Here is a 23,884-nt window from a genome sequence, read left to right as displayed (position 1 = left end):
ACGGTAGGGCGCCGGGGCGGTAACCCCCGCAGGGGTGCGGGCACCGGCGCCTCCCGCATTTCCGCTGTCCCGGTACTCCCGGCCGCACCTGCTGTTCCACCCGAGTGTGACGTGTGGCACCATGCTGGCCACCCCCCTCGAACGAACTCCCCAGGAGCCAGGCGAGTGCAGCCCTCCGCAGGACCGGCCCTTCCGCATACCCGAGCCCGCTCGGTGCACTGGATCTCCACCGCCGCGCTGCTCGGCGCGATCATCGGCGCCGGCGCCCTCGTCCAGCCCGCCGATGCCTCCACGCACGCCTCCCAGGCCACCCCACGGCCCGCACCGGACCCGAAGGCGGCCGTGTACCCGCTCGACTGCGCGGGGGCCCCGGTGGACGTCGTCAGCCGCGTCTCGGGGGATCTGGACCAGGACGGCAGGCCCGAGACCGTCGTCGTCGTGCACTGCCCGGCCGAGGCGGGCACCCCGCCGACCGGCGTCTTCGTCCTGACGGCCGGCGCGGCGCCGGGCAGCGCGCCGCGCATCGTCGCCACGCTGGTCGATCCGGCGGAGGAGCGCAGCATCACCGGCTTCGGGCTCCAGGGCCGCACCATCAGGGCGACGGTCCTCGGGTACTCCAGCGACACCACGCCGCGCTGCTGCCCGGACCAGAAGCGCGCGTACACCTGGCAGTGGCGGGCCGGGCGGTACTACGCCACGCCGGGTGCGCTCGCGAACAGCGTCTGAGCCGTCACCCGGCGCTGCCGGCCGTCACCGGCCGCCCGCCGGTTGTCACCCGGCGTCGGGACCGAACACCTCGACCCGATCGGTGACGCGGCGGACATGGATGCAGTCGCCGGGGCACTCCTTGGCCGAATCCACCACATCGGTGAGCATCGTCAGCGGAACCGGCGCCGTGGCGCCCGGCGCCTGCCGCAGCTCGTCGTCGTGGCCCTTGACGTACGCCAGCCCGTCGATGTCGAGCTCGAACACCTCCGGCGCGTACTGCACACAGATCCCGTCGCCGGTGCACAAGTCCTGGTCGATCCAGACTTCCAGCTCTTCCGCGCCGGCCTCGGACACGTCACTCACGGGGTACCTCGCCTGCCGTTCATGGATCGGCCCGGACACGGACCGCAACAGTCCCTGACGGGTGTTGACCGAACCGACGATACAACCGGCCGCTTTCCGATGTTGATCCGTGGGTATCCCCCTGGCGTGAGGACGTACGCAAGGGTGAAGATCGGACACACCCCGACCGTCTTTGTGATCTAGGGGTTTCAACCCCCACCGGCCCAGGTAGGGTCTGGAAACGTCCAGCTCCCCTTGGAGGAGGTGAGGACCGTGGCGGCCCACGACGACGACATCACCCGTGGCGGCCGACCCGCTCGTGGTTCAGAAGACACCGCGAGCCAGGTCGCCTTTCTTGAGCAGGAAATCGCCGTCCTGCGACGTAAGCTCGCCGACTCTCCGCGTCACACGAGGATTCTCGAAGAGCGGATCGTCGAGCTGCAGACCAACCTGGCAGGCGTGTCCGCTCAGAATGAGCGGTTCGCGAACACTCTCCGCGAGGCCCGCGACCAGATCGTGGCCCTCAAGGAAGAAGTGGACAGGCTCGCACAGCCTCCTGCCGGTTTCGGCGTCTTTCTGCAGGCGAACGAGGACGGAACGGCGGACATCTTCACCGGCGGCCGAAAGCTGCGGGTGAACGTCAGCCCCTCCGTCGAACTTGAAGACCTCCGGCGAGGTCAGGAACTCATGCTCAATGAAGCGCTCAATGTGGTCGAGGCCATGAAGTACGAGCGCGTCGGCGACATCGTCACCCTCAAGGAGATCCTTGAGGACGGCGAACGAGCCCTGGTCGTCGGACACACCGATGAGGAGAGGGTGGTGTGGCTCGCCGAGCCACTCCTGGACGGCGCTCTCCGCGTAGGCGACGCACTTCTGCTGGAGCCCCGCTCCGGCTACGTGTACGAGAGGGTCCCCAAGAGCGAGGTCGAGGACCTCGTACTCGAAGAGGTCCCTGACATCGACTACCAGCAGATCGGCGGCCTCGCCGGTCAGATCGAGCAGATCCGGGACGCGGTCGAACTCCCGTATCTGCACGCGGATCTGTTCAAGGAGTACGAGCTGCGCCCGCCCAAGGGCGTGCTGCTCTACGGCCCCCCCGGCTGCGGAAAGACCCTCATCGCCAAGGCAGTGGCCAACTCCCTTGCCAAGAAGGTCGCCGAAGTCACGGGACAGCCGCAGGGGAAGAGCTACTTCCTGAACATCAAGGGTCCCGAACTCCTCAACAAGTACGTCGGTGAGACCGAGCGTCAGATCCGCCTGGTCTTCCAGCGAGCCAGGGAGAAGGCGAGCGAGGGCACCCCCGTCATCGTCTTCTTCGACGAGATGGAATCCCTCTTCCGCACCCGCGGATCCGGTGTCAGCTCGGACGTGGAGAACACCATCGTCCCCCAGCTGCTCGCCGAGATCGACGGGGTGGAGGGCCTGGAGAACGTCATCGTCATCGGCGCCTCCAACCGCGAGGACATGATCGACCCGGCGATCCTGCGGCCCGGCCGTCTGGACGTCAAGATCAAGATCGAGCGGCCGGACGCCGAGGCGGCCAAGGACATCTTCTCGAAGTACCTGGTTCCGACACTCCCGCTCAACAGCGAGGACCTGTCGGAGCACGGCGGATCGAAGGCCGGCACCGTCGAGGCCATGATCCAGGCCGTCGTCGAGCGGATGTACACCGAAACGGAGGAGAACCGCTTCCTGGAGGTCACGTACGCCAACGGCGACAAGGAGGTCCTGTACTTCAAGGACTTCAACTCCGGAGCGATGATCCAGAACATCGTGGACCGGGCCAAGAAGATGGCGATCAAGGCCTTCCTCGACCACAACCAGCGCGGTCTTCGCGTCGCCCACCTGCTCGCCGCCTGTGTCGACGAGTTCAAGGAGAACGAGGACCTGCCCAACACCACCAACCCCGACGACTGGGCCCGCATCTCCGGCAAGAAGGGCGAGCGGATCGTGTTCATCCGCACGCTCGTCACCGGAAAGCAGGGCGCGGACACCGGCCGCTCCATCGACACCGTGGCCAACACCGGGCAGTACCTGTAAAGCAGACCTCCGGCTGCGGGCGCCCCGACCGGGTTCCCGCAGCCGGAGTGTTTGTCCACAGGTAGGCCAGGACCGGAGCAATGAGTGAAATGATCTCCCCACCGCCGCCATCGCGTTCTAGGCTCTTCCGTACCGCGCCATGCAGTGCGGCTCAGGGAACAGCAGTCGCGCTCGGGCCATATGCGCAGCGGTACTTGAGCGTCAGCCCCAGCACGGGGCGGCGCCGGGCAAGGAGGGCCGCATGACCGTACGGCGAGTAATGGGTATCGAGACGGAGTACGGCATCTCCGTTCCCGGCCACCCGAACGCCAATGCCATGCTCACCTCGTCCCAGATCGTCAACGCGTACGCGGCGGCGATGCACCGGGCGCGCCGCGCCCGCTGGGACTTCGAGGAAGAGAATCCGCTCCGTGACGCCCGGGGCTTCGACCTCGCCCGTGACACGGCGGACTCGAGCCAGCTCACCGACGAGGACATCGGCCTGGCCAATGTCATCCTCACCAACGGCGCGCGGCTCTACGTCGACCACGCCCACCCGGAGTACTCCTCACCCGAGGTCACCAACCCGCTCGACGCCGTCCTGTGGGACAAGGCGGGCGAGCGCATCATGGCCGAGGCCGCAGAACGGGCCGCGCAGCTCCCCGGCGCCCAGCCGATCCACCTGTACAAGAACAACACCGACAACAAGGGCGCGTCCTACGGCACCCACGAGAACTATCTGATGAAGCGGGAGACCCCCTTCTCGGACATCGTGCGCCATCTGACGCCGTTCTTCGTCTCGCGCCAGGTCGTCACCGGGGCCGGCCGCGTCGGCATCGGCCAGGACGGCCACGACCACGGCTTCCAGCTGAGCCAGCGCGCCGACTACTTCGAGGTCGAGGTCGGCCTGGAGACCACCCTCAAACGCCCCATCATCAACACCCGGGACGAACCGCACGCGGACGCGGAGAAGTACCGGCGGCTGCACGTCATCATCGGGGACGCCAACCTCTCCGAGATCTCGACCTACCTCAAGCTCGGCACCACCGCCCTGGTGCTGTCGATGATCGAGGACGGCTTCATCAAGGTGGACCTGGCCGTGGACCAGCCGGTGCGCACCCTGCACCAGGTCAGCCACGACTCCACACTGCAACATCTCATCACGCTCCGCAGCGGCCGGACGCTGACCGCCGTACAACTCCAGATGGAGTACTTCGACCTGTCCCGCAAGTACGTCGAGGAGCGGTTCGGCGCCGACGCGGACGACCAGACGAAGGATGTCCTCAGCCGCTGGGAGGACGTCCTGAACCGGCTGGAGAACAACCCGATGAGCCTGTCGGGCGAGCTGGACTGGGTCGCCAAGAAAGAGGTCCTGGAGGGCTACCGGCGCCGTGACGGCCTGGAATGGGACGCCGCGCGCCTGCACCTCGTGGACCTCCAGTACGCCGACGTACGGCCCGACAAGGGCCTCTACAACCGTCTGGTGGCCCGCGGCCGCATGAAACGGCTGCTGGACGAGCCTGCGGTCGTACGGGCCGAGACCAAGCCCCCCGAGGACACCCGCGCCTACTTCCGCGGCCGCTGCCTGGAGCAGTACGCCGACGACGTCGCCGCCGCCTCCTGGGATTCGGTCATCTTCGATCTGCCGGGCCGGGACTCCCTGCAGCGGGTGCCGACCCTGGAGCCGCTACGCGGCACCCGCAACCACGTCAAGGAGCTCCTGGACCGCTGTCGTACGGCGGAAGACTTGGTCCGCATCCTTTCCGGCGGCTGAAATGGCCCAGAACCGGGAATCAAGCAAGTGAGCGGAAACAGGGCCGATGTCGGACCCGGCTTGTAGGGTCTGATCAAGTGGGAAACGCAACCGAGCGGGGTGAGCGTCATGGCTACGAAGGACACCGACGGCGGACAGCAGAAGGCGACACGCGCCACAGAAGAAGTCGAAGAGGTAGCGCAGGACGCGCAAGCCTCGGACGAACTCAAGGAGCGCCACGAGAAGCTCTCGGAGGACGTCGACGACATCCTGGACGAAATCGACGATGTACTCGAGGCCAATGCTGAGGATTTCGTGAGGTCCTTCGTTCAGAAGGGTGGACAGTAGTCCACGTATATGAACGACGCGAAATCGAAGCGCTGCTCTCGGTGTAAAGGGACGCTGCCGCACGGCGCCTTCGCCGGCAATCGGTCGACGGAGGATGGTCTTCAGGCGTACTGCCGGAACTGCTCAGCCGAGTATTGCCGGCAGCGTCAAGAAGCCAAAGGCCGTGCGGTCCGGCCGAAGTTCGAGGTACCGGAAGGCTCCAAGAGGTGCCCGCAGTGCGAAACGATCAAGCCGTTTGCGGACTGGGAACGCAATTCCACTTCGCCTGACGGCTGGTCCAGCTACTGCAGGCCCTGTCGCGCCGGCCGCAACCGTGAGAGCTACTTCAAGCGGAAGTACGGCATCACGATATCCGAGCGTGACGAGCTGATCGCCTCTCAAGCGGGCGTGTGCCCGATCTGTTTGGCCGCTTCGGCAGAACATGTGGATCACTGCCACGAGACGGGTAGGGTCCGAGGCGTACTGTGCTTCAGCTGCAATGCCGCGCTGGGGCAGTTGAAAGACCGGCCTGATGCCATCCGCCGGGCTGCCGCTTACCTGGAAGGAAACGTGTGGAAGCCAACACTCGTAGCACAGGGCGTCTACCGGCTGCCTTCCTGACGCCTGGCTCGTCCTCGTTCATCGACTTCCTCGGCGAGCACTCACCGGATCTGCTGCCCCGCAACCGGAGCCTGCCGCCGCTCCAGGGCGCCGTCGAGATCCCGCACGGCACGACCATCGTCGCCGCGACGTTCCCCGGCGGGGTGATCCTCGCCGGTGACCGGCGCGCGACGATGGGCAACATCATCGCGCAGCGGGACATCGAGAAGGTCTTCCCGGCCGACGAGTACTCGGCCGTGGGCATCGCCGGCACCGCCGGGCTGGCCGTGGAGATGGTGCGGCTGTTCCAGCTGGAGCTGGAGCACTACGAGAAGATCGAGGGCGCGGTGCTCTCCCTGGAGGGCAAGGCGAACCGGCTCTCCACGATGATCCGTGGGAACCTCGGGATGGCGCTCCAGGGACTGGCCGTCGTTCCGCTGTTCGCCGGATACGACGTGGACCGCGAAAAGGGCCGGATCTTCTCCTACGACGTGACGGGCGGGCGCTCCGAGGAGCACGGCTTCGCGTCGACCGGATCGGGTTCGGTCTTCGCCCGCGGTTCGATGAAGAAGCTGTACCGCAAGGATCTGACGGAGGACCAGGCGATCACGCTGGTCGTACAGGCCCTGTACGACGCGGCCGATGACGATTCGGCCACCGGCGGACCGGACCTGGCGCGGCGCATCTATCCGATCGTCACCGTCATCACCGACGAGGGCTTCCGCAGGCTCACCGAGGACGAGTCCTCCGACGTCGTCCGTGCCATCCACGAGCGCCGGCTGGAACAGCCCGACGGCCCGCGTGCCGAGCTGCTCTGACGGTCCGGCAGGACCGGATCGAGAAGAAGACCCTCGTCACCTGACAGAAAGGGACGGATAGCCGGTGTCGACGCCGTTCTATGTCTCACCCCAGCAGGCCATGGCCGACCGTGCGGAGTACGCCCGCAAGGGCATCGCGCGCGGCCGCAGCGTCGTCGTGCTGCAGTACACCGACGGCATCGTGTTCGTCGCCGAGAACCCGTCCCGCGCGCTCCACAAGGTCAGCGAGATCTATGACCGGATCGCGTTCGCGGCGGTGGGCAAGTACAACGAGTTCGAGAACCTGCGGATCGGCGGCGTGCGCTACGCCGACCTGCGCGGCTACACCTACGACCGTGAGGACGTCACGGCCCGCGGTCTGGCCAACGTCTACGCCCAGACCCTGGGCACCATCTTCTCCAGCGTCGGCGAGAAGCCGTACGAGGTGGAGCTGATCGTCGCGGAGGTCGGCGCGGCCGCCGAGGACGACCAGATCTACCGGCTGCCGCACGACGGCTCGATCGTCGATGAGCACGGCGCGGTGGCGGTCGGCGGCAACTCGGACTCGATCGGCGCGTATCTGGACCAGCGGCACCGCGACGGCATGACGCTCGCGGAGGCGCTGAAACTGGCGGCCGAGTCCCTCGGCCGGGACAGCAACGGCGGGGAACGCACGCTCACCGCCGAGCAGTTGGAGGTCGCGGTGCTGGACCGGACGCGACCGCAGCAGCGCAAGTTCAAGCGGATCCTGGGTCGTCAGCTGGCCCGTCTCCTGGAGGCGGACAGCGCTGCGACCACCAAGACGGATGATCCTTCGGACGAGGAAGAGGAGTAGCCGGCGGCCCGCCGCGTGGCTTGTGCCGGTGCTCCGGTGACGGGGGCCGGGTCCTCCGGGGCGGGGCTTCGAAATCGACTATTTACGGGCCTGGCGGCCCACAAATAGCTCGGCAGCATTTCGAAACCCCACCCCTGCGGACCCGGCCCCCTCACGTTCGCTCCCGCCTGCCGGAGGGGGTGTCTCACGCCGCCGGCGGCCCCGTCGAACCGCGGACCACGAGTTCCACCGGGAGGTCGGCGCTGTTCGCCGGGCGGCCGTCCAGGACGGCCAGCAGCGCCGCCATGCCCCGGCCGCCGATCTCGTCGGCGGGGAGCCGGACCGTGGTGAGTTCCGGTTCGACCGCGGTGGCGAGCGCGAGGTCGTCGAATCCGGTCACGGACACATCGGCTGGCACCCGCAGGCCCAGTCGGCGGGCGGCCTTGCACGCACCGGCGGCGAGGATGTCGTCGTCGCAGACCAGGGCAGTGGGCCGGGGCCCGGGCCGGGTGAGGGCGCGTTCGGCGGCGAGCCGTGCGTCCTCGACGCTGTGCGCGGAGCGCTCGGTGTGCAGGGTCACGTCGCCCGTGCCCGCCAGCGTGCCGGCCAGTGCGGCGGCGCGGACGTGGAACGTCCAGGTGTCGACCGCTGAGGCCATATGAGTGAACCGGCGGTGCCCGAGGCCGAGCAGACAGCGGGCCACCTGCCGCATCCCGTCGGCGATGTCGAAGTTGACGGTGGCGCCGGCGCCGGCCGCGCCGGGGTCGCTGTCGAGCATCACGAGCGGCAGGTCGCCGCCGCCGATGGCGTCGAGCGCGTCGGCGGCCATCGAGGACGCGATGACGCCGTCGAGCGAGGCGCGGGCCGAGCCGAAGGGGTCGCGGGCCGGCCCGATGCCGTCGGGTGACGGGTAGAGCACCACGCCGAACTCGTGCTCCGCCGCGACGCGGGCGGCGCCGGTGTAGACCCGGGCGAAGTACTCGTTGGTCAGGGCCGGGACGACCAGCAGGGCCGTCCGGGTGCGGCCGAGCCGGAGGTTGCGGGCGGCGAGGTTCGGCCGGTAGCCCAGTGCCAGGGCCGCCGCCCGGACCGCTTCCGCCGTGCGCTCGGAGACCCGCCCGCGGGACTTTCCGCCCAGGACCAGCGAAACGGTCGCCTGCGAGACACCCGCGGCCCGCGCCACGTCCCGTGAGGTGGGGCGTGCGGTATCGGTCACTCCGGGCATCCTTCCGGTCCCCGCGGATGGACCCGCGGCCTGCCGTCATGGTACGTATGACGCATCAAGTTATACGTAACACTTCGGCGGCGACGGGCGGCGACCGGGGGAGAGGAGCCGGCATGGCGGCGGGGTACGGGGATCTTCTGAGGACGCGGTATGCCGGCCGGCTGCTCGGCGGCACGCTGATCGGCCGGCTGCCCAACGCGACGGCCGCGCTGTGCATCGTGCTGCTGACCCGCTCCGAAGGGGGCAGCTACTCGCTCGCCGGTTCGCTGGGCGCGCTCTACGGGCTGGGCACGGCCATCGGCCAGCCGCTGCTGGGCCGGATCGTCGACCGGTACGGCCAGCCGCGGGTGATGCTCCCCGCGGCCGTCCTGTCGGCCGCCGGCATGGTGCTGTTCGCCCTGGTGGGCCCCGACCCGCTGCCGGTGGCCTGTGTGGCGATGGCGGTCGCCGGGCTGTTCACCCCGCCGCTGGAAGGCGGGCTGCGCGCGCTGTGGCCCGGCGTCCTCAAGAGCGAGGACCGGCTGCACGCCGCCTACGCCCTGGACGCCGCCGCCCAGGAGCTGCTGTTCACCATCGGCCCGGTCCTCGTCACCGGCCTGGTCGCGCTGTTCTCCGAGGCCGCCGCCGTGCTGTGGATCGCGGCGGTCGGCGTCGTGGGCGCGCTGGGCGTCGTGACGGCCCCGCCGTCCCGCGAGTGGCGGGCGGAACCGCGGGCCGCCGACTGGCTCGGACCGCTGCGCGCCCCGGGGCTGCGCGCGCTGATCGGCTGCCTGTTCTTCGTCGGTGTCGCGCTCGGCTCGATCGCGGTCGCCGCGGTCGCGTACGGGGATGTGCACGGCGGCGGCATGGTGAACGGCTATCTGCTGTCGGCGCTCGGGCTCGGCGCGCTCATCGGCGGTGTGACGTACGGCGCCAGGACCTGGCCGGGTACGCCGGAGCGCCGGCTGCGGGTGCTCACCGTCGGACTGGCCGTCTGTTACGCGCCCTTGGTGCTCGTCCCCGGGGTGGTCGCGATGACGGTCCTGTCCGGGCTCGCGGGGGTGTTCCTGGCGCCGGTACTGGCCTGCGCGTTCGTGGTGGTGGACCGGCACGCGCCGAGCGGCACGGTGACCGAGGCGTTCTCCTGGCTGGTGACCGCGATCGGCGTCGGCGCCTCGCTGGGAACGGCCGCCGCGGGACCCGCCGCGCAGTTCGGCGGGGTCGCCGCCGGATTCGCCGTCGCGGCGGCCGGTGGATTCATCGCACTGGCGGTGCTGGTCGCGACCGCCCGATTCCTCGCGTCCCCAAACCTGAAAACCGAGTTGGAAAAAGATCGAATCGGTGGGGTCGAACCCGGTTTCACGACCACGCATCAGGCGTAATGTTCAGTCATGGACCGCCGCATTTTCGGGCTGGAGAACGAGTACGGCGTCACATGCACGTTCAGGGGGCAGCGGCGTCTGTCTCCTGACGAGGTGGCGCGGTACCTCTTCCGCCGTGTCGTGTCATGGGGCCGGAGCAGCAATGTCTTTCTGCGCAACGGCGCCCGCCTCTACCTCGATGTCGGCTCGCACCCGGAGTACGCCACTCCGGAGTGTGACAATCTGACCGAGCTGGTCACCCATGACAAGGCCGGCGAACGCATCCTCGAAGGCCTTCTGGTGGACGCCGAACGGCGTCTGCACGAAGAGGGCATCGCCGGCGATGTCTATCTGTTCAAGAACAACACCGACTCCGCGGGAAACTCCTACGGATGTCACGAGAATTACCTCGTCGCGCGACACGGCGAGTTCTCCCGCCTCGCCGACATCCTCATTCCGTTCCTGGTCACCCGGCAGATGATCTGCGGCGCGGGCAAGGTGCTGCAGACGCCGCGCGGTGCGGTCTTCTGCGTCAGCCAGCGGGCGGAGCACATCTGGGAGGGCGTCAGCTCGGCGACCACCCGTTCCCGACCCATCATCAACACCCGTGACGAGCCGCACGCGGACGCGGAGCGCTACCGGCGCCTGCACGTCATCGTCGGCGACTCGAACATGTCCGAGACGACCATGCTGCTGAAGGTCGGTGCCACCGACCTCGTGCTGCGCATGATCGAGGCGGGCATCGTGATGCGGGATCTGACCCTGGAGAACCCGATCCGGGCGATCCGCGAGGTCAGCCATGACATCACCGGCCGCCGCAAGGTGCGGCTGGCCACCGGCCGCGAGGCGTCCGCCCTGGAGATCCAGGAGGAGTACTACTCCAAGGCTGTTGACTTCTGCGAACGCCGCGGGATCCGCAACGGCGTGATCGAGCAGGTGCTGGAGCTGTGGGGCCGCGCGCTGGAGTCGATCGGCAGCGGTGACCTGGCGGCCATCGGCACCGAGATCGACTGGGTGATGAAGTACCAGCTGATCGAGCGCTACCGGAACCGGGACAACATCACGATGTCCCACCCGCGCGTCGCCCAACTGGACCTCGCCTATCACGACATCCACCGCCGCCGGGGGCTGTACTACCTGCTGGAGAAGAAGGGCCAGGCCAAGCGGATCTGCAGTGATCTGAAGATCTTCGAGGCGAAATCCGTTCCTCCGCAGACCACTCGGGCCAGGCTGCGCGGCGATTTCATCCGGCGCGCGCAGGAACAGCGGCGTGATTTCACGGTCGACTGGGTGCATCTGAAGCTCAATGACCAGGCGCAGCGAACAGTGCTGTGCAAAGACCCGTTCCGATCGGTCGACGACCGGGTGGAGAAGCTCATCGCCGGAATGTGATCGACGAAAGCCGGAACGTGATCGGCAGTGGCTCGTGTTCAGGGGCCCCGCGCGCTGTGGCGTGCGGGGCCCCTGGCATGCCGGGGTCCTGTGATGCGGGGCAGGCCGTAGAGTGACCGCTACTGACGGACCATCCCAGCTACCCCGAGGACCACTGTGCGACGCCGACTCGCTGCCGCGCTCATCGTGCCGGCTCTGATGCTCACCGCGGCCTGCGGAGGAGGGGACGGCTCGGACAAGAAGGCCGACTCGCCGACCCCCAAGCCCTCCGCGACGCCTACGCAGCACGCGGCTCCCAAGCCGGTGTCGTCGGCCGCGCCGATGCCCACCGTCGCCGGTGAGCTGGGCAAGAAGCCGACCATCACCATCCCCAAGGGCGACCCGAGCGGGAAGTTCGTCGTGAGCACCGTGACCGCGGGCACCGGCCCGGAGGTCAAGAAGAACGACCTGGTGGTCACCAAGTTCGCCGGCAAGATCTGGAAGAGCGGCAAGGAGATCGGCGGCTCCTACGACAAGGGCGGCGCCGCGCAGGTCATCCCGGCCGGCTCGCCGACGATCATCCCGGCCTTCAGTGACGCCGTACTGGGCCAGAAGGTCGGCAGCCGCGTCCTGGTCGTCGCCCCGCCGGCCGCCGCGTTCGGCTCGCAGGGCAAGCAGGAGCTGGGTATCACCGGCACCGACACCCTCGTCTTCGTGCTCGACATCGACCGGATCATGCCGAGCCATGTCACGGGCACGCAGTCCGCCATCCCGTCCGACCTGCCGAAGGTGGACGCGGAGAAGGCGGAGGCGGCGAAGATCACGGTGCCGAAGAACGACCCGCCGAAGACGCTCGTCGACAAGGTCCTGATCGAGGGCACGGGCGATGTGATCAAGAGCGGTCAGACGGTCTACATGCAGTACAGCGGCGCGGCCTGGAAGCCCAACGAGGGCAAGGACACGGCCAAGCTGTTCGACGACAGCTGGAAGACCGGGGCGCCGTTCAGCACCGTCATCGGCCAGGGTCAGGTCATCGAGGGCTGGGACAAGGGCCTCGTCGGCAAGAAGGTCGGCAGCCGGGTGCTGCTCGTCATCCCGCCGGAGCAGGCGTACAAGGCCGAGGCCAAGGGAGCCGACCTTCCGGCCAACTCCACCCTCGTTTTCGTCGTGGAGATTCTCGGAGCAGTGTAAGACTGTCCGGGTTGTCCGCAACGTATCAAGGAGTTACCGCAGTGAGCATCGAGAAGCCCGAGATCGATTTCCCCGTTGGCGAGCCGCCGGCCGACCTCGAGATCAAGGAGATCTGGGAGGGCACCGGCGAGGAGGCCAAGGCGGGTCAGAACGTCAGCGTCCACTACGTGGGCGTGTCGTTCAGCACGGGTGAGGAGTTCGACGCCAGCTGGAACCGCGGTTCCGCGTTCACCTTCCCGCTCGGTGGCGGCCGCGTCATCAAGGGCTGGGACCAGGGCGTGCAGGGCATGAAGGTCGGCGGCCGCCGCCAGCTGACCATCCCCGCGCACCTCGCCTACGGCAACCAGAGCCCCACCCCGGCGATCAAGCCGGGCGAGACTCTGATCTTCGTCGTGGACCTGATCTCGGTCTGAGCAGGCGCGTGTCCGGGGGCCCACGCCGGCAGGCGTGGGCCCTCGCTTTTGCCGCAGCTCCCCGGAGCGGTACGGTCGTCGATCGAGAGCTGAAGACGAAGGGTGCGCGATGGCGATTGCCAAGGCCGAGCGACTGATGAACCTGGCGCTGTGCCTGATGAACACCCGGCGTCCCGTCAGCAAACGGGAACTGCGCGAGTCGATCGAGGCCTATCACGAGATAGGTTCCGACGACGCGTTCAACCGGATGTTCGAGCGCGACAAGGACGATCTGCGGGAACTCGGGCTCATCATCGAGACGGTGGAGAGCGTCGACGGCGATGTGGGCTATCTGGCCCGCCGTGACCGCAACCGGCTGCCCGAGATCGCGCTGGACGCCGAGGAGGCCGCCGCGCTGAGCCTGGCCGCCAAGGTGTGGCAGCAGGCCCGGCTGGCCGAGGCCGCCAGTGGCGCGCTGCAGAAACTCCGGGCGGCGGGCGTGCCGTTCGAGGACACCCACAGCGCGCTGGAACCGCGAATCCCCACCCCGGAACCGGCGTTCGAGCCGCTGATGGTCGCGACGCGCGAGCGCCGGGCCGTCTCCTTCGACTACCGCAAGGCGAACGCGGTGCGCCCCGAGCCGCGGCAGGTCGAGCCGTGGGCCCTGGAGTGCTGGCGCGGCCACTGGTACCTGGCCGGCTGGGACCGTGACCGCGGCGCGGTCCGGGTCTTCCGGCTCTCCCGCATCTCCGGCAAGGTCCGCTCCCGCGGCGGTGCCTTCAGCGCCCCGGTCCCCGACCACGTGGACGTCCGTGCCGCCGTCGCCAGCTGGGCCGGCGAGGGCGCCACCGCGACCGCCCGGATCCGGCTGCGCCGCGACTCGGGCTATCCGCTGCGCGCCAAGGCCGTGACGTCCGAGCCGGTGGACGCCGAATGGGACGAACTGGAGATCCCGTACGGGCATGGACTCGACGCCTGGCTGGTGGAGTTCGGCCCCGACGTGGTGGTCCTGGAACCCGCCGAACTGCGGGCCGATGTGGTGGACCGGCTGCGTGCCGTGGCCAAGGACTGACGGGACTTCACGACATGGCGAACGCGATCGACCAGACCCGGCGGATGCTCTCCCTGGTCACCTATCTGCGGGAGCGCCCCGGCGCCCGCGTCACCGATGTGGCCCGCGCCTTCGGCGTCACCGAGGCCGAGCTGATCGGCGACCTGAACGTGCTGCCGCTGTGCGGTACGAGCTTCCGCGGCGGTGACCTGCTCGACATCGACACCGACGGCGAGCGGATCTGGTGGCACAACGTCGACGATGTGGCGCAGCCGCTGCGGCTGGCCGCCGACGAGGCCACGGCGCTGCTCGTGGCGGCGCGGGCGGTGGCGAACCTGCCGGGGCTGCGCGACAGCGACCGGCAGGCGCTGCTGCGGGCCACCGCGAAGCTGGAGACCGCGGCCGGCGAGGTGGCGGCCGCCAGCTCCCAGCTCTCGGTGACCTTCGAGTCCGAGGGCAGCGTCTTCGCCGATGTGGACCGGGCCATCGCCGAACGGCGCCGGCTGTGGATCCGCTACTACTCGCCGGCCCGGGACGCGCTGACCGAGCGGGAGGTGGACCCGATCCGGCTCTTCGCGGTCGGCCACACCTACTTCGAGGGCTGGTGCCGGCTGTCGGAGGACCGCAGGACCTTCCGGCTCGACCGGGTCGCGGAGATCAAACTGCTCGACGAGCCGTCCGACCCGCCGCGGATCGAGCCGCGCGACCTGTCCCTCGGGCTGGTGCAGCCGGCGGGCGACGACCCGGAGGTCGTCATCGAGGTGGGTCCCGGCGGCCGCTGGGTCGCCGAGTACTACCCGTACGACAGCGCCGACGAGCTGCCCGACGGGGGCCTGCGGATCAGCCTGCGCACCCCCGACCCGGGTTCGCTGCGCCGGCTCGCGCTGCGGCTGGGCCGGGACGGCCGGATCGTCTCGCCGGCCGACCTCGCGGACCGGGCGCGGGAGGCCGCCGTGCTGGCGCTGGCGGCGTACGGAGAATAGGGAGTGACGATGACGGGGGCAGCGACCTCGACGATGACGGCCCCGGCGCCGTCCGCGGTGCTCTTCAAGGCCGCGTGCCCGGACTGCCGCGGCTGTTTCGAGCTGGCGTCGCAGGAGCTGCGGCTGGCGATCGGCCGCACCCACCGGACCACGTTCTACTCCTTCACCTGTCCGGAGTGCGGGCTGGCGGTCCGCAAGCCGGCGGGGGAGCGGATCATCGAGCTGCTCACCGGTGGCGGGGTGCGCACCATGCGCCTGCACATCTGCTGACGCCGACGCCGGCGCCACGGCCGCCGTCCGGAGGCCCGGCCGGCCGCGGTGCCCCGGTGCCCCGGTGCCCCGAGGACATCCGGGCGCCGGCCGAGCCGATAGGGTCGGTGCCATGTGGTGGCTCTACCTGTACGTCGGCCTCTCGACCGCCGGCATCCTCGTGCTCGGCGCACTCGCCGTCCGGCTCTTCGCCGAGGTCCAGCGGCTGGCCCGGCAGGTGGCCAGGAGCACCGACGACCTCTCCCGCGCCGCCGACCGGCTGAGCCGGGCCGCGGAGCCGCTCGCGGAGCGCGCGGGGGACATCTCCCGGCAGTGACGCGCCACCCGCCGGCCCCTGGACCTGGCGTGATCCCGGGTTCGCGGACCGGGACCGCTCCGGTGTTACACAACGGCTCTCGTTCCCGGCCGTCCCGGAGGGTACGCTGCGTAACGTGGCCCCATGAATGAGCGGCAGGGGTCGCACCTGGTGGTTGCCGACGGGTTGCCGGTCGTTTACCACCGCAGGCTACGATCACAGCCAGTACGGCGGTACGGACACACGTCCGGGTCGCCGAAGACATGGACCCACGCCGCCTCGGTGAGAAGGTAGACACTTATGCTCGGCAATCTCAAGCCCCTCGAGATCGTCCTCATCCTTCTCGTCATCATCTTGCTGTTCGGCGCCAAGAAGCTTCCCGACATGGCCCGGTCGCTCGGCAAGTCGGCCCGCATCCTCAAGAGCGAGGCCAAGGCGATGAAGAAGGACGACGAGGCTCCGGTGGCCGACACCCACACCGCAGAGTCCACGCCCGCCGCGCCGAAGACGATCCAGGCCGCGCCCGGCGATGTGACCAGCGCCCGCCCGGTGACGGAGCCGAACCACACCACCCAGGGCTGACCTCAGCCCGTACCGGTTCGCAACAAGCCGCTGACGGCTGCCGCACGAGACGAGGACGTGGGTGCTCAAGTCTGCCCGCAAGCAGGAGAAGGATCCCGAAGGGCGCATGCCGCTCGCGGATCACCTGCGTGAGTTGCGCAACCGGCTGCTGAAGTCGGTACTGGCGATTATCGTCGTCACGATCGTCGCGTCGTTCTTCTACCGCGACATCATCCAATTCTTCATGCACCCGGTGCTGAAGTCCGTGGGCTGCGTCAACGGCCAGATCAAGGGCGCCGACGGCCAGCCGTGCGCGGAGATGACGGTGAACGGGCTGACCGGCCCGTTCGCGATCGCCATGAAGGTCTCCCTGATGGCCGGCCTGGTGGCCACGACGCCGATCTGGCTGTACCAGCTCTGGGCGTTCCTCGCGCCGGGACTGCACACCAAGGAGAAGCGCTACGCGATCTCCTTCGTCGCCGCGGGCGTGCCGCTCTTCCTCGGCGGCGGCTATCTCGCCTACGTGATCCTGCCGCAGACCGCGCAGATCATGATCGACCTGACGGTCGACGACGCGCGCAACCTGTTCCCGCTCGACGACTACCTCGACCTCGTCGTGCGCATGATCATCGTCTTCGGCTGCGCCTTCGAACTGCCGCTGCTGCTGGTGCTGCTGAACTTCACCGGAGTGCTCACCGCCAAGCGCATGCTCGGCTGGTGGCGGGTGATGGTCCTCGGCATCACGATCTTCGCCGCGGTGGCCACGCCCACCGGCGACCCGTTCTCGATGTCGCTGCTCGCCGCTCCCATCGTGTTCCTGTACTTCGGGGCCGTGGGGATCGCGTTCTTCAACGACCTCCGCAAGCGCCGCCGCCGCGAGGCCGATCCGGACTTCTCGCTCGACGACGACGAGGCGTCCAGCCTCGACCACATTCCCGAGCAGGTCGGCGCCGCACCGGCCCCGGCCGCGTCGGAGCGTCCCACCGACGACTTCGACGACGCCACCTGATCCCGACCGTCGCACCTCGACCGTCGTCGCTCGCCGCTCGACCTCGACGCGGGTGATCACGCGCGGTAGGGTCCGCGCGTGACCAGCGACATCACGCTCTTCGTCAATCCCACCGCGGGGCGCGGCCGGGGCGCGCAGGCCGCGCAGCCGGCCGCCCACGCGCTGCGGGAGGCCGGGTTCACTGTCCGCACCGTCGTCGGCCAGGACGCCGCCGACGCCCTCGTACGGGCTCGCGAGGCGGTCGCCGCGGGGACCGGCGCACTGGTGGCCGTCGGCGGCGACGGGATGGTCTCACTGGCGCTGCAGGCGGTGGCGGGCACCGACACCCCACTGGGCGTGATCGCGGTGGGTACCGGCAACGACTTCGCCCGCGCCACCGGGCTGCCGGTCCGCGACCCCGCGGCCGCCGGCCGCGCGGTGGCCGACGCGCTCAAGGACGGGCGCACCCGGGCCGTCGACCTGGGCAGGGTGGGGGACCGCTGGTTCGGGACCGTACTGGCCTCCGGCTTCGACTCGCGGGTCAACGACCGCGGCAACCGGATGCGCTGGCCCACCGGGCGCTTCCGCTACGACGTCGCGATGCTCGCCGAACTCGCCGCCCTGCGCCCGATCCCGTACCGGATCCAGCTCGACGACGGCCCGGAACGGGAGATCGAGGCGACCCTGATCGCGGTCGGCAACGGGTCGTCGTACGGCGGCGGTATGCGGATCTGTACCGACGCGGCCCTCGACGACGGGCTGTTCGACATCACCGTCGTCGGGCCGTGCAGCCGCACCACGCTCCTGACGGTCTTCCCCCGGGTGTACCGGGGGACGCATCCCAGCCATCCGAAGGTCACCGTGCACCGGGCGGCGCGGGTGCGGCTCGCCGCGGACGGGGTGACGGGATACGCGGACGGTGAGCGGATGGGGCCGCTGCCGATGACCGCCGTGACGGTGCCGGGGGCCCTGCGGCTACTGGTCTGATGTTCGACCGCGCTGGTCCGCCGCCCGTCCGCCGCGGGTCCGGGCGTCGATACGAATAAAAGATCACGCGGTGTGTCGGTGGGGGCCGGTACGCTCGGTGGCAAGATGACCGATGAGATGTCCCCCGCCGAGCGCTACGCCGCAGACCGGCGTCGCGCGGCCGATCAGGCCACTGCCCTCGCGCCGTTCCGCGCGCTGTACGACTTCGACCTGGATCCGTTCCAGATCGCGGCATGTCAGGCTCTGGAGGCCGGAAGCGGAGTGCTGGTCGCCGCGCCGACCGGCTCCGGAAAGACCATTGTCGGCGAGTTCGCCGTCCACCTCGCCCTCACCGAGGGCCGCAAGTGCTTCTACACCACCCCGATCAAGGCCCTGTCGAACCAGAAGTTCAGCGACCTCGTCCAGCGGTACGGCGCGGACAAGGTCGGTCTGCTGACCGGTGACAACAGTGTCAACGGCGACGCACCGGTGGTCGTGATGACCACCGAGGTGCTGCGCAACATGCTCTACGCCGGATCCTCGGCGCTCGACGGCCTCGGCTATGTCGTGATGGACGAGGTCCACTACCTCTCCGACCGGTTCCGCGGTGCCGTCTGGGAAGAGGTGATCATCCACCTCCCGCAGTCCGTGACGCTGGTGTCGCTGTCGGCGACCGTCTCCAACGCCGAGGAGTTCGGCGACTGGCTCGACACGGTGCGCGGCAGCACCGAGGTGATCGTCTCGGAGCACCGCCCGGTGCCGCTGTGGCAGCACGTGCTGGCCGGCCGCCGGATGTACGACCTCTTCGAGGAGAAGGAGGGCGCCGCCGAGGCCGCCCGCCGTGAGGTCAACCCGGACCTCGTACGCCTCGCCCGGATGGAGAACCAGCGGACCGTCCACCCCCGTGACCGGCACAAGCGCGGTTACGAGGCGGACCGGGAGCGGGAGCGCCGGTCGAGCGGCAAGGTCTGGACGCCCAGCCGCGCCGATGTGATCGACCGGCTCGACTCCGAGGGGCTGCTGCCGGCCATCACCTTCATCTTCAGCCGGGCCGGCTGCGAGGCGGCCGTCCAGCAGTGCCTGTACGCCGGGCTGCGGCTGAACAGCGACGAGAACCGGGAGCGGGTCCGGGCCATCGTCCAGGAGCGCACCAAGGCGATCCCGGACGAGGACCTGCACGTCCTGAAGTACTTCGAGTGGCTGGAGGGCCTGGAGCGCGGCGTCGCCGCGCACCACGCCGGCATGTTGCCGACCTTCAAGGAGGTCGTCGAGGAGCTGTTCCTCAAGGGCCTGGTCAAGGCGGTCTTCGCCACCGAGACCCTGGCCCTGGGCATCAACATGCCGGCCCGCTCCGTGGTGCTCGAGAAGCTCGTGAAGTGGAACGGCGAGACGCACGCCGACATCACCCCCGGCGAGTACACCCAGCTGACCGGCAGGGCCGGCCGCCGCGGTATCGACGTCGAGGGCCATGCCGTCGTGCTGTGGCAGCGCGGCTTCGACCCGGGCGCGGTCGCGGGGCTGGCCGGCACCCGGACGTATCCGCTGCGCTCGTCCTTCAAGCCGTCGTACAACATGGCGGTCAACCTGGTCGGCCAGTTCGGGCGGCACCGCTCACGGGAGCTGCTGGAGACCTCCTTCGCGCAGTTCCAGGCCGACCGGTCGGTCGTCGGGATCTCCAAGCAGGTGCAGCGCAACGAGGAGGGGCTCGACGGCTACAAGGAGTCGATGACCTGCCACCTCGGCAACTTCGACGACTACATGCGGCTGCGCCGCCAGTTGAAGGAGCGCGAGGCCGAACTGTCGCGGCAGGGCGCCACGCAGCGGCGGGCCGCCGCGTCGGACGCGCTGGAGAAGCTCAAGCCGGGCGACATCATCCATGTCCCGGCGGGCAAGTACGCCGGGCTCGCGCTGGTGCTCGAACCCGGTGTCCCGGCCGGCCGCAGCCCCGGCCACCGGCGGCACGAGGACCATCAGGACGGCCCGCGTCCGCTGGTGCTCACCGCCGAACGGCAGGTCAAGCGGCTGGCGCAGATCGACTTCCCGGTGCCGGTCGAAGCCGTCGACCGGATGCGGATCCCGAAGTCGTTCAACCCGCGCAGCCCGCAGTCCCGCCGCGACCTGGCCTCCGCGATGCGGACCAAGGCAGGGCACTACGAGCCGGAGCGGCACCGCAAGTCGCGGGCCGCGGCGGCCGACGACACCGAGATCGCCCGGATGCGCACCGAGATCCGCGCGCACCCCTGCCACGGGTGCGACGAGCGCGAGGACCACGCCCGCTGGGCGGAGCGCTATCACCGGCTGGCGCGCGACACCAAGCAGTTGGAGCGGCGCATCGAGGGCCGCACCAACACCATCGCGCGCACCTTCGACCGGATCTGCGGGCTGCTCACCGAGCTCGGCTATCTGCAGGGCGAGCAGGTCACCGCCGACGGCAAGCGGCTCGCCCGGCTCTACGGCGAGCTGGACCTGCTGGCCAGTGAGTGCCTGCGCGAGGGCGTCTGGGACGGCCTCGGCCCGGCCGAACTGGCGGCGTGCGTCTCGGCGCTGGTCTTCGAGGCCCGCCAGTCCGACGACGCGCTGGCGCCCAAGCTCCCGACCGGCAACGCCAAGGAGGCGCTCGCCGAGATGGTCAGGATCTGGGGCCGGCTCGACGCGCTGGAGGAGGACCACCGGATCCACCAGACCGAGGGCGTCGGCCAGCGCGAGCCGGACCTCGGCTTCGCCTGGCCGGTCTACCGCTGGGCGTCGGGCCACGGCCTGGACGCGGTCCTCGGTGACGCCGAGATGCCGGCCGGTGACTTCGTCCGCTGGTGCAAGCAGGTCATCGACGTACTCGGCCAGATCTCCGACGCGGCCCCCACCGACAGCCCGGTCCGCAAGAACGCCCGCAAGGCCGTCGACGCCCTGCGCCGCGGAGTAGTGGCGTACTCCTCAGTGGGCTGAGCCCACGCCGTACCCGACACCCCGTCCGCCGGATCCACCGGTGGGCGGGGTTTTTGGTGTGTCGTGACAGAGCCCCGAGGCTCTGCGAGCCCTGCGCCAAACTCGCGATGTATCGCGCTTGTCGCACTCGCGTACACGCGATATGCTCGGCCACGGATATCCGGAAGCGAGGTGAGGATGATGGCGAAGCGGCGGAAGCTGTCCAATCCGTTGGCGCTGGCGGTGATGGCCACGCTGGGGGAGCGGCCGATGCATCCGTACGAGATTGCGCAGGTGCTTCGGCAGCGGGGGAAGGAGCAGAGCATCAAGATCAATTACGGCTCGCTCTACACCGTCGTCCAGAACCTCGAGAAGCACGGATTCGTCGAGATCGCCGGTACGCAGCGGCAGGGTAACCGTCCCGAGCGGACCCTGTACGGCCTGACCACGTCCGGGCGGGTGGAGATGCACGACTGGCTCGCCGATCTGGTGGCCGTGCCGGTGCGGGAGTATCCGGCCTATGAGGCGGCGCTCTCGCTGATTCTGATGCTGCCGCCGGACGAGGCGGTCGGGCTGCTCGGGGAGCGGGTCGCCAAGCTGGAGATCCAGGTGGAGGCGATCCGCGGGGTGCTCGGCAAGCTGGACGGGGACCTGCCCCGGATGTTCCTCATCGAGACCGAGTACCAGGTCCACATGGTCGAGGCGGAGATCGCCTGGACCCGTGGCTTCCTCGCCGAGCTGGCCGCGGGAACGGTCTCCGGCGTCGCCGAGTGGCGGTCCTGGCAGCAGAGCGGCGAGATCCCCGGCGAATGGGCGGAGATCGAGAAGCGGGTCGCGGACTCCGGGATCGGCGAACAGTTCAGGGAGCACATGAAGGAGCTCTGACCTCGGGAGTACCACCCCCGGAAACAACAACTCCGGCGCCCGCTGCGGGAACAGCGGACACCGGAGGCGTAACCCATCGGCCGGACAACCGCGCGAAGCAGGTGCCAGGCGATCCAGGTGCGGCACACCCAGGATAGCCCGGCTCCTTCCCGCGATCGGTTCGGCAGACACCGAACACCGATATGCGGAGGCACCTCATGACGACCACCCGCGCGCCCGCTGTGGCGGCGCTCAATCTGATCAAGACGTATCCCGGCGGCATCAAGGCCTTGGACGGCATGGACATCACCGTCGGAGCGGGCACGGTCTTCGGACTGCTGGGCCCCAACGGCGCCGGCAAGTCGACCACCGTCAAGATCCTCACCACGCTCGCCCGTCCGGATTCCGGGACCGCGATCGTCGCGGGCCATGACGCGCTGCGCCATCCGGACCGGGTCCGCCGGGCCATCGGCGTGGTCGCGCAGAAGTCCGGCGCCGACCCGGTCGCCACCGGCCGGGAGAACCTGCTTCTGCAGGGGCGGCTCTACGGGCTCAGGGGCGCCGCGCTGACCCGGCGGGCCGATGAGCTGCTGGACCGTTTCGATCTCACCGATGCCGGCAAGCGGCTGGTCAAGACGTACTCCGGCGGTATGCAGCGCCGGCTGGACGTGGCCATCGGGCTGGTCCACCGGCCCGAGGTGCTGTTCCTCGACGAGCCCACCACCGGTCTCGACCCCGAGGCGCGCACCGCCATGTGGGAGGAGATCTCCCGGCTGGCCGGTGACGAGGGCCTGACGATCCTGCTGACCACCCACTACCTCGAAGAGGCCGACCGGCTCGCCGAGCGCGTCGCGATCGTCGACCGCGGCCGGGTCGTCGCCGAGGGCACCCCCGACGAGTTGAAGGGCGAACTGCACGGCGACGCCGTCCAGGTCGTGCTGCGGGAGGACACCGGTCCGCTCGACGCCCGGCTGCTGGAGACGGCGCTGTCGGAGTTCGCGGGCGTCCGGGAGGCGGTCGTCGACGGCCGTCATCTGCGGGCCCGCGCCGACGACGGTCCCTCCGCGGTGCCGCATGTGCTCGCCGTCCTCGAACGCGAGGGCGCGGCCGTCGCCTCGGTGACCGTGGCCCGGCCCTCTCTCGACGATGTCTATCTGCGGTACGCCGGCCGCCGCTTCGCGGACGCCGACACCGGTGACGGCGCTCCCGTCCCGGCCACCGCTGGAGGTGCCCGATGAGTACGGCGACCCTGAACCACACCTGGTACATGACGCAGCGTCAACTGACCGCGATCCTGCGGCAGCCGGCGTTCCTGGTGATCACCCTGGTGCAGCCGGTGATCTGGCTGTTCCTCTTCGGCTCGCTGTTCCGCAAGGTCGTCGAGCTGGGCGGCTTCGGCACCACGTCCTACCTGGACTACCTGGTGCCGGGCGTGGTGGTGATGAGCGCCCTGTCCTCCAGCATGTGGGCGGGCATGGGCACCCTTGAGGAGATCGAACGCGGCACGCTGGACCGCTTCCTCGTCACCCCGGTCAGCCGGGCGGCGCTGATGAACGCCAACGTGGTGCAGCAGGGCATCAGCACCGCGCTGCAGTCCGTGGTGATCGTGCTGCTGGGCAAGCTGGGCGGCGCCGACTACCCGGGCGGCGTCACCGGACTGGTGATCCTGGTCATCGCGTCGATCCTGCTCGGCACGGTGTTCGGCGCGTTCTCCAACGCGCTCGGCATGCTGGTGCGGCAGCGCGAGAGCATCATCGGCATCAACACCTTCCTGCTGCTGCCGCTGACGTTCCTGTCCTCGGCCTTCATGGCCGTGACGCTGATGCCGTCGTGGATGCGGCACATCGCCGACTTCAACCCGGTCAACTGGGCGCTGGTGGCGGGCCGTTCGGCGATGGCCGCCGACCCCGACTGGGGCTCGGTGCTCAGCCGCGGCGGCGCGCTGCTGGCGCTGGCGGTGGCCGCGGTGTGGCTGTCCACCCGCACCTTCCGCGCGTACCAGAAGTCGGTCTGAGGACGGTACGGAAACGGCGGCCGGGCCCGGAACATCCGGGCCCGGCCGCCGTGTGCGCTCAGCGCGCCGCCGTGTGGTGCGCCCGCCGTCA

The 23,884-nt window shown here is 69.5% G+C and carries 24 protein-coding genes; 22 read left to right on the top strand and 2 right to left on the bottom strand.

The features are described from left to right. Positions 1-165 precede the first annotated feature (165 nt). Complete coding sequence (locus O3W51_RS23210) at positions 166-726, top strand: hypothetical protein (protein WP_138354808.1); 561 nt, start codon at positions 166-168, stop codon at positions 724-726. Positions 727-771: 45 nt separating this feature from the next. Here O3W51_RS23210 and O3W51_RS23205 read toward each other — a convergent pair whose 3' ends face one another. Beyond that, entirely contained in the window at positions 772-1,071 is a 300-nt protein-coding gene (locus O3W51_RS23205; RefSeq protein ID WP_138354809.1) for a ferredoxin, read from the bottom strand. 252 nt (positions 1,072-1,323) lie between these two features. On the opposite strand from O3W51_RS23205, the gene arc reads away from it, so the two are divergent. The 6 genes from arc to prcA all read left to right on the top strand — a co-directional run bounded on the left by arc (position 1,324) and on the right by prcA (position 7,381). Then, positions 1,324-3,090, top strand: coding sequence for a proteasome ATPase (arc, locus tag O3W51_RS23200; RefSeq protein WP_138354810.1), 1,767 nt, complete (start codon positions 1,324-1,326; stop codon positions 3,088-3,090). 241 nt (positions 3,091-3,331) lie between these two features. Beyond that, positions 3,332-4,843 (top strand): depupylase/deamidase Dop, encoded by a 1,512-nt coding sequence (gene dop / locus O3W51_RS23195; protein WP_138354811.1) that lies wholly within the window; start codon positions 3,332-3,334, stop codon positions 4,841-4,843. 108 nt (positions 4,844-4,951) lie between these two features. Further along, a complete protein-coding gene (locus O3W51_RS23190; RefSeq protein ID WP_138354812.1) occupies positions 4,952-5,170 on the top strand; it encodes a ubiquitin-like protein Pup in 219 nt (72 codons plus the stop codon). A gap of 9 nt (positions 5,171-5,179) precedes the next feature. Then, on the top strand, positions 5,180-5,770 hold the full coding sequence (locus O3W51_RS23185) for an endonuclease VII domain-containing protein (protein ID WP_198358932.1): 591 nt from the start codon (positions 5,180-5,182) through the stop codon (positions 5,768-5,770). Continuing rightward, positions 5,722-6,567: a proteasome subunit beta gene (gene prcB, locus O3W51_RS23180; protein WP_198358942.1), complete on the top strand. Its 846-nt coding sequence runs from the start codon at positions 5,722-5,724 to the stop codon at positions 6,565-6,567. The genes O3W51_RS23185 and prcB overlap by 49 nt, the downstream gene beginning before the upstream one ends. A 64-nt stretch (positions 6,568-6,631) precedes the next feature. Further along, a complete protein-coding gene (gene prcA, locus O3W51_RS23175) occupies positions 6,632-7,381 on the top strand; it encodes a proteasome subunit alpha (protein ID WP_138354815.1) in 750 nt (249 codons plus the stop codon). Positions 7,382-7,565: 184 nt separating this feature from the next. Here the strand turns inward: prcA and O3W51_RS23170 are convergent, their stop codons facing one another. Continuing rightward, positions 7,566-8,585 (bottom strand): LacI family DNA-binding transcriptional regulator, encoded by a 1,020-nt coding sequence (locus O3W51_RS23170; protein ID WP_138354816.1) that lies wholly within the window; start codon positions 8,583-8,585, stop codon positions 7,566-7,568. Positions 8,586-8,698: 113 nt separating this feature from the next. Here O3W51_RS23170 and O3W51_RS23165 point away from each other — a divergent pair, with 113 nt between their 5' ends. The 15 genes from O3W51_RS23165 to O3W51_RS23095 all read left to right on the top strand — a co-directional run bounded on the left by O3W51_RS23165 (position 8,699) and on the right by O3W51_RS23095 (position 23,793). Continuing rightward, complete coding sequence (locus O3W51_RS23165; RefSeq protein ID WP_138354817.1) at positions 8,699-9,946, top strand: MFS transporter; 1,248 nt, start codon at positions 8,699-8,701, stop codon at positions 9,944-9,946. A gap of 9 nt (positions 9,947-9,955) precedes the next feature. Beyond that, positions 9,956-11,317, top strand: a complete 1,362-nt coding sequence (gene pafA, locus O3W51_RS23160) for a Pup--protein ligase (RefSeq protein WP_138354818.1) — start codon at positions 9,956-9,958, stop codon at positions 11,315-11,317. 156 nt (positions 11,318-11,473) lie between these two features. Next, entirely contained in the window at positions 11,474-12,487 is a 1,014-nt protein-coding gene (locus tag O3W51_RS23155) for an FKBP-type peptidyl-prolyl cis-trans isomerase (RefSeq protein ID WP_138354819.1), read from the top strand. 41 nt (positions 12,488-12,528) lie between these two features. Continuing rightward, on the top strand, positions 12,529-12,900 hold the full coding sequence (locus tag O3W51_RS23150; protein ID WP_138354820.1) for an FKBP-type peptidyl-prolyl cis-trans isomerase: 372 nt from the start codon (positions 12,529-12,531) through the stop codon (positions 12,898-12,900). A 109-nt stretch (positions 12,901-13,009) separates the two neighbouring features. Then, the gene (locus tag O3W51_RS23145; RefSeq protein WP_138354821.1) at positions 13,010-13,951 is read left to right on the top strand and encodes a helix-turn-helix transcriptional regulator; all 942 of its coding nucleotides are present in this window, start codon (positions 13,010-13,012) and stop codon (positions 13,949-13,951) included. Positions 13,952-13,965: 14 nt separating this feature from the next. Continuing rightward, positions 13,966-14,913 (top strand): helix-turn-helix transcriptional regulator, encoded by a 948-nt coding sequence (locus O3W51_RS23140; protein WP_138354822.1) that lies wholly within the window; start codon positions 13,966-13,968, stop codon positions 14,911-14,913. A gap of 9 nt (positions 14,914-14,922) precedes the next feature. Beyond that, a complete protein-coding gene (locus tag O3W51_RS23135; RefSeq protein WP_138354823.1) occupies positions 14,923-15,183 on the top strand; it encodes a hypothetical protein in 261 nt (86 codons plus the stop codon). Positions 15,184-15,295: 112 nt separating this feature from the next. Next, a complete protein-coding gene (locus O3W51_RS23130; protein ID WP_138354824.1) occupies positions 15,296-15,499 on the top strand; it encodes a hypothetical protein in 204 nt (67 codons plus the stop codon). 279 nt (positions 15,500-15,778) lie between these two features. Continuing rightward, positions 15,779-16,060, top strand: a complete 282-nt coding sequence (gene tatA / locus O3W51_RS23125; RefSeq protein ID WP_138354825.1) for a Sec-independent protein translocase subunit TatA — start codon at positions 15,779-15,781, stop codon at positions 16,058-16,060. 61 nt (positions 16,061-16,121) lie between these two features. Beyond that, positions 16,122-17,048, top strand: a complete 927-nt coding sequence (gene tatC, locus O3W51_RS23120) for a twin-arginine translocase subunit TatC (RefSeq protein ID WP_138354826.1) — start codon at positions 16,122-16,124, stop codon at positions 17,046-17,048. Positions 17,049-17,126: 78 nt separating this feature from the next. Then, the gene (locus tag O3W51_RS23115) at positions 17,127-18,014 is read left to right on the top strand and encodes a diacylglycerol kinase (RefSeq protein ID WP_138354827.1); all 888 of its coding nucleotides are present in this window, start codon (positions 17,127-17,129) and stop codon (positions 18,012-18,014) included. Between the two features lie 105 nt (positions 18,015-18,119). Then, positions 18,120-20,936, top strand: coding sequence for a DEAD/DEAH box helicase (locus O3W51_RS23110; protein WP_198358951.1), 2,817 nt, complete (start codon positions 18,120-18,122; stop codon positions 20,934-20,936). Between the two features lie 177 nt (positions 20,937-21,113). Next, on the top strand, positions 21,114-21,800 hold the full coding sequence (locus O3W51_RS23105; RefSeq protein WP_269287272.1) for a PadR family transcriptional regulator: 687 nt from the start codon (positions 21,114-21,116) through the stop codon (positions 21,798-21,800). 197 nt (positions 21,801-21,997) lie between these two features. Further along, a complete protein-coding gene (locus tag O3W51_RS23100) occupies positions 21,998-23,017 on the top strand; it encodes an ATP-binding cassette domain-containing protein (protein ID WP_138354830.1) in 1,020 nt (339 codons plus the stop codon). After that, a complete protein-coding gene (locus O3W51_RS23095) occupies positions 23,014-23,793 on the top strand; it encodes an ABC transporter permease (RefSeq protein WP_198358953.1) in 780 nt (259 codons plus the stop codon). The genes O3W51_RS23100 and O3W51_RS23095 overlap by 4 nt, the downstream gene beginning before the upstream one ends. Positions 23,794-23,884 lie beyond the last annotated feature (91 nt).

Source organism: Streptomyces sp. H39-C1 (genome assembly GCF_027158125.1).
GTDB lineage: Bacteria > Actinomycetota > Actinomycetes > Streptomycetales > Streptomycetaceae > Actinacidiphila > Actinacidiphila fildesensis.
Note: the sequence above shows the minus strand (reverse complement) of the source record. Positions and strands in the feature narration are given on the sequence as shown.

Coding starts and splice junctions, on each gene's coding strand:
- dop (WP_138354811.1), top strand. CDS start 3,332: ATGACCGTACGGCGAGTAATGGGTATCGAGACGGAGTACGGCATCTCC.
- O3W51_RS23190 (WP_138354812.1), top strand. CDS start 4,952: ATGGCTACGAAGGACACCGACGGCGGACAGCAGAAGGCGACACGCGCC.
- O3W51_RS23185 (WP_198358932.1), top strand. CDS start 5,180: ATGAACGACGCGAAATCGAAGCGCTGCTCTCGGTGTAAAGGGACGCTG.
- O3W51_RS23170 (WP_138354816.1), bottom strand. CDS start 8,585: ATGCCCGGAGTGACCGATACCGCACGCCCCACCTCACGGGACGTGGCG.
- O3W51_RS23165 (WP_138354817.1), top strand. CDS start 8,699: ATGGCGGCGGGGTACGGGGATCTTCTGAGGACGCGGTATGCCGGCCGG.
- pafA (WP_138354818.1), top strand. CDS start 9,956: ATGGACCGCCGCATTTTCGGGCTGGAGAACGAGTACGGCGTCACATGC.
- O3W51_RS23145 (WP_138354821.1), top strand. CDS start 13,010: ATGGCGATTGCCAAGGCCGAGCGACTGATGAACCTGGCGCTGTGCCTG.
- O3W51_RS23140 (WP_138354822.1), top strand. CDS start 13,966: ATGGCGAACGCGATCGACCAGACCCGGCGGATGCTCTCCCTGGTCACC.
- O3W51_RS23135 (WP_138354823.1), top strand. CDS start 14,923: ATGACGGGGGCAGCGACCTCGACGATGACGGCCCCGGCGCCGTCCGCG.
- O3W51_RS23130 (WP_138354824.1), top strand. CDS start 15,296: ATGTGGTGGCTCTACCTGTACGTCGGCCTCTCGACCGCCGGCATCCTC.
- tatA (WP_138354825.1), top strand. CDS start 15,779: ATGCTCGGCAATCTCAAGCCCCTCGAGATCGTCCTCATCCTTCTCGTC.
- O3W51_RS23110 (WP_198358951.1), top strand. CDS start 18,120: ATGACCGATGAGATGTCCCCCGCCGAGCGCTACGCCGCAGACCGGCGT.
- O3W51_RS23105 (WP_269287272.1), top strand. CDS start 21,114: ATGATGGCGAAGCGGCGGAAGCTGTCCAATCCGTTGGCGCTGGCGGTG.
- O3W51_RS23100 (WP_138354830.1), top strand. CDS start 21,998: ATGACGACCACCCGCGCGCCCGCTGTGGCGGCGCTCAATCTGATCAAG.
- O3W51_RS23095 (WP_198358953.1), top strand. CDS start 23,014: ATGAGTACGGCGACCCTGAACCACACCTGGTACATGACGCAGCGTCAA.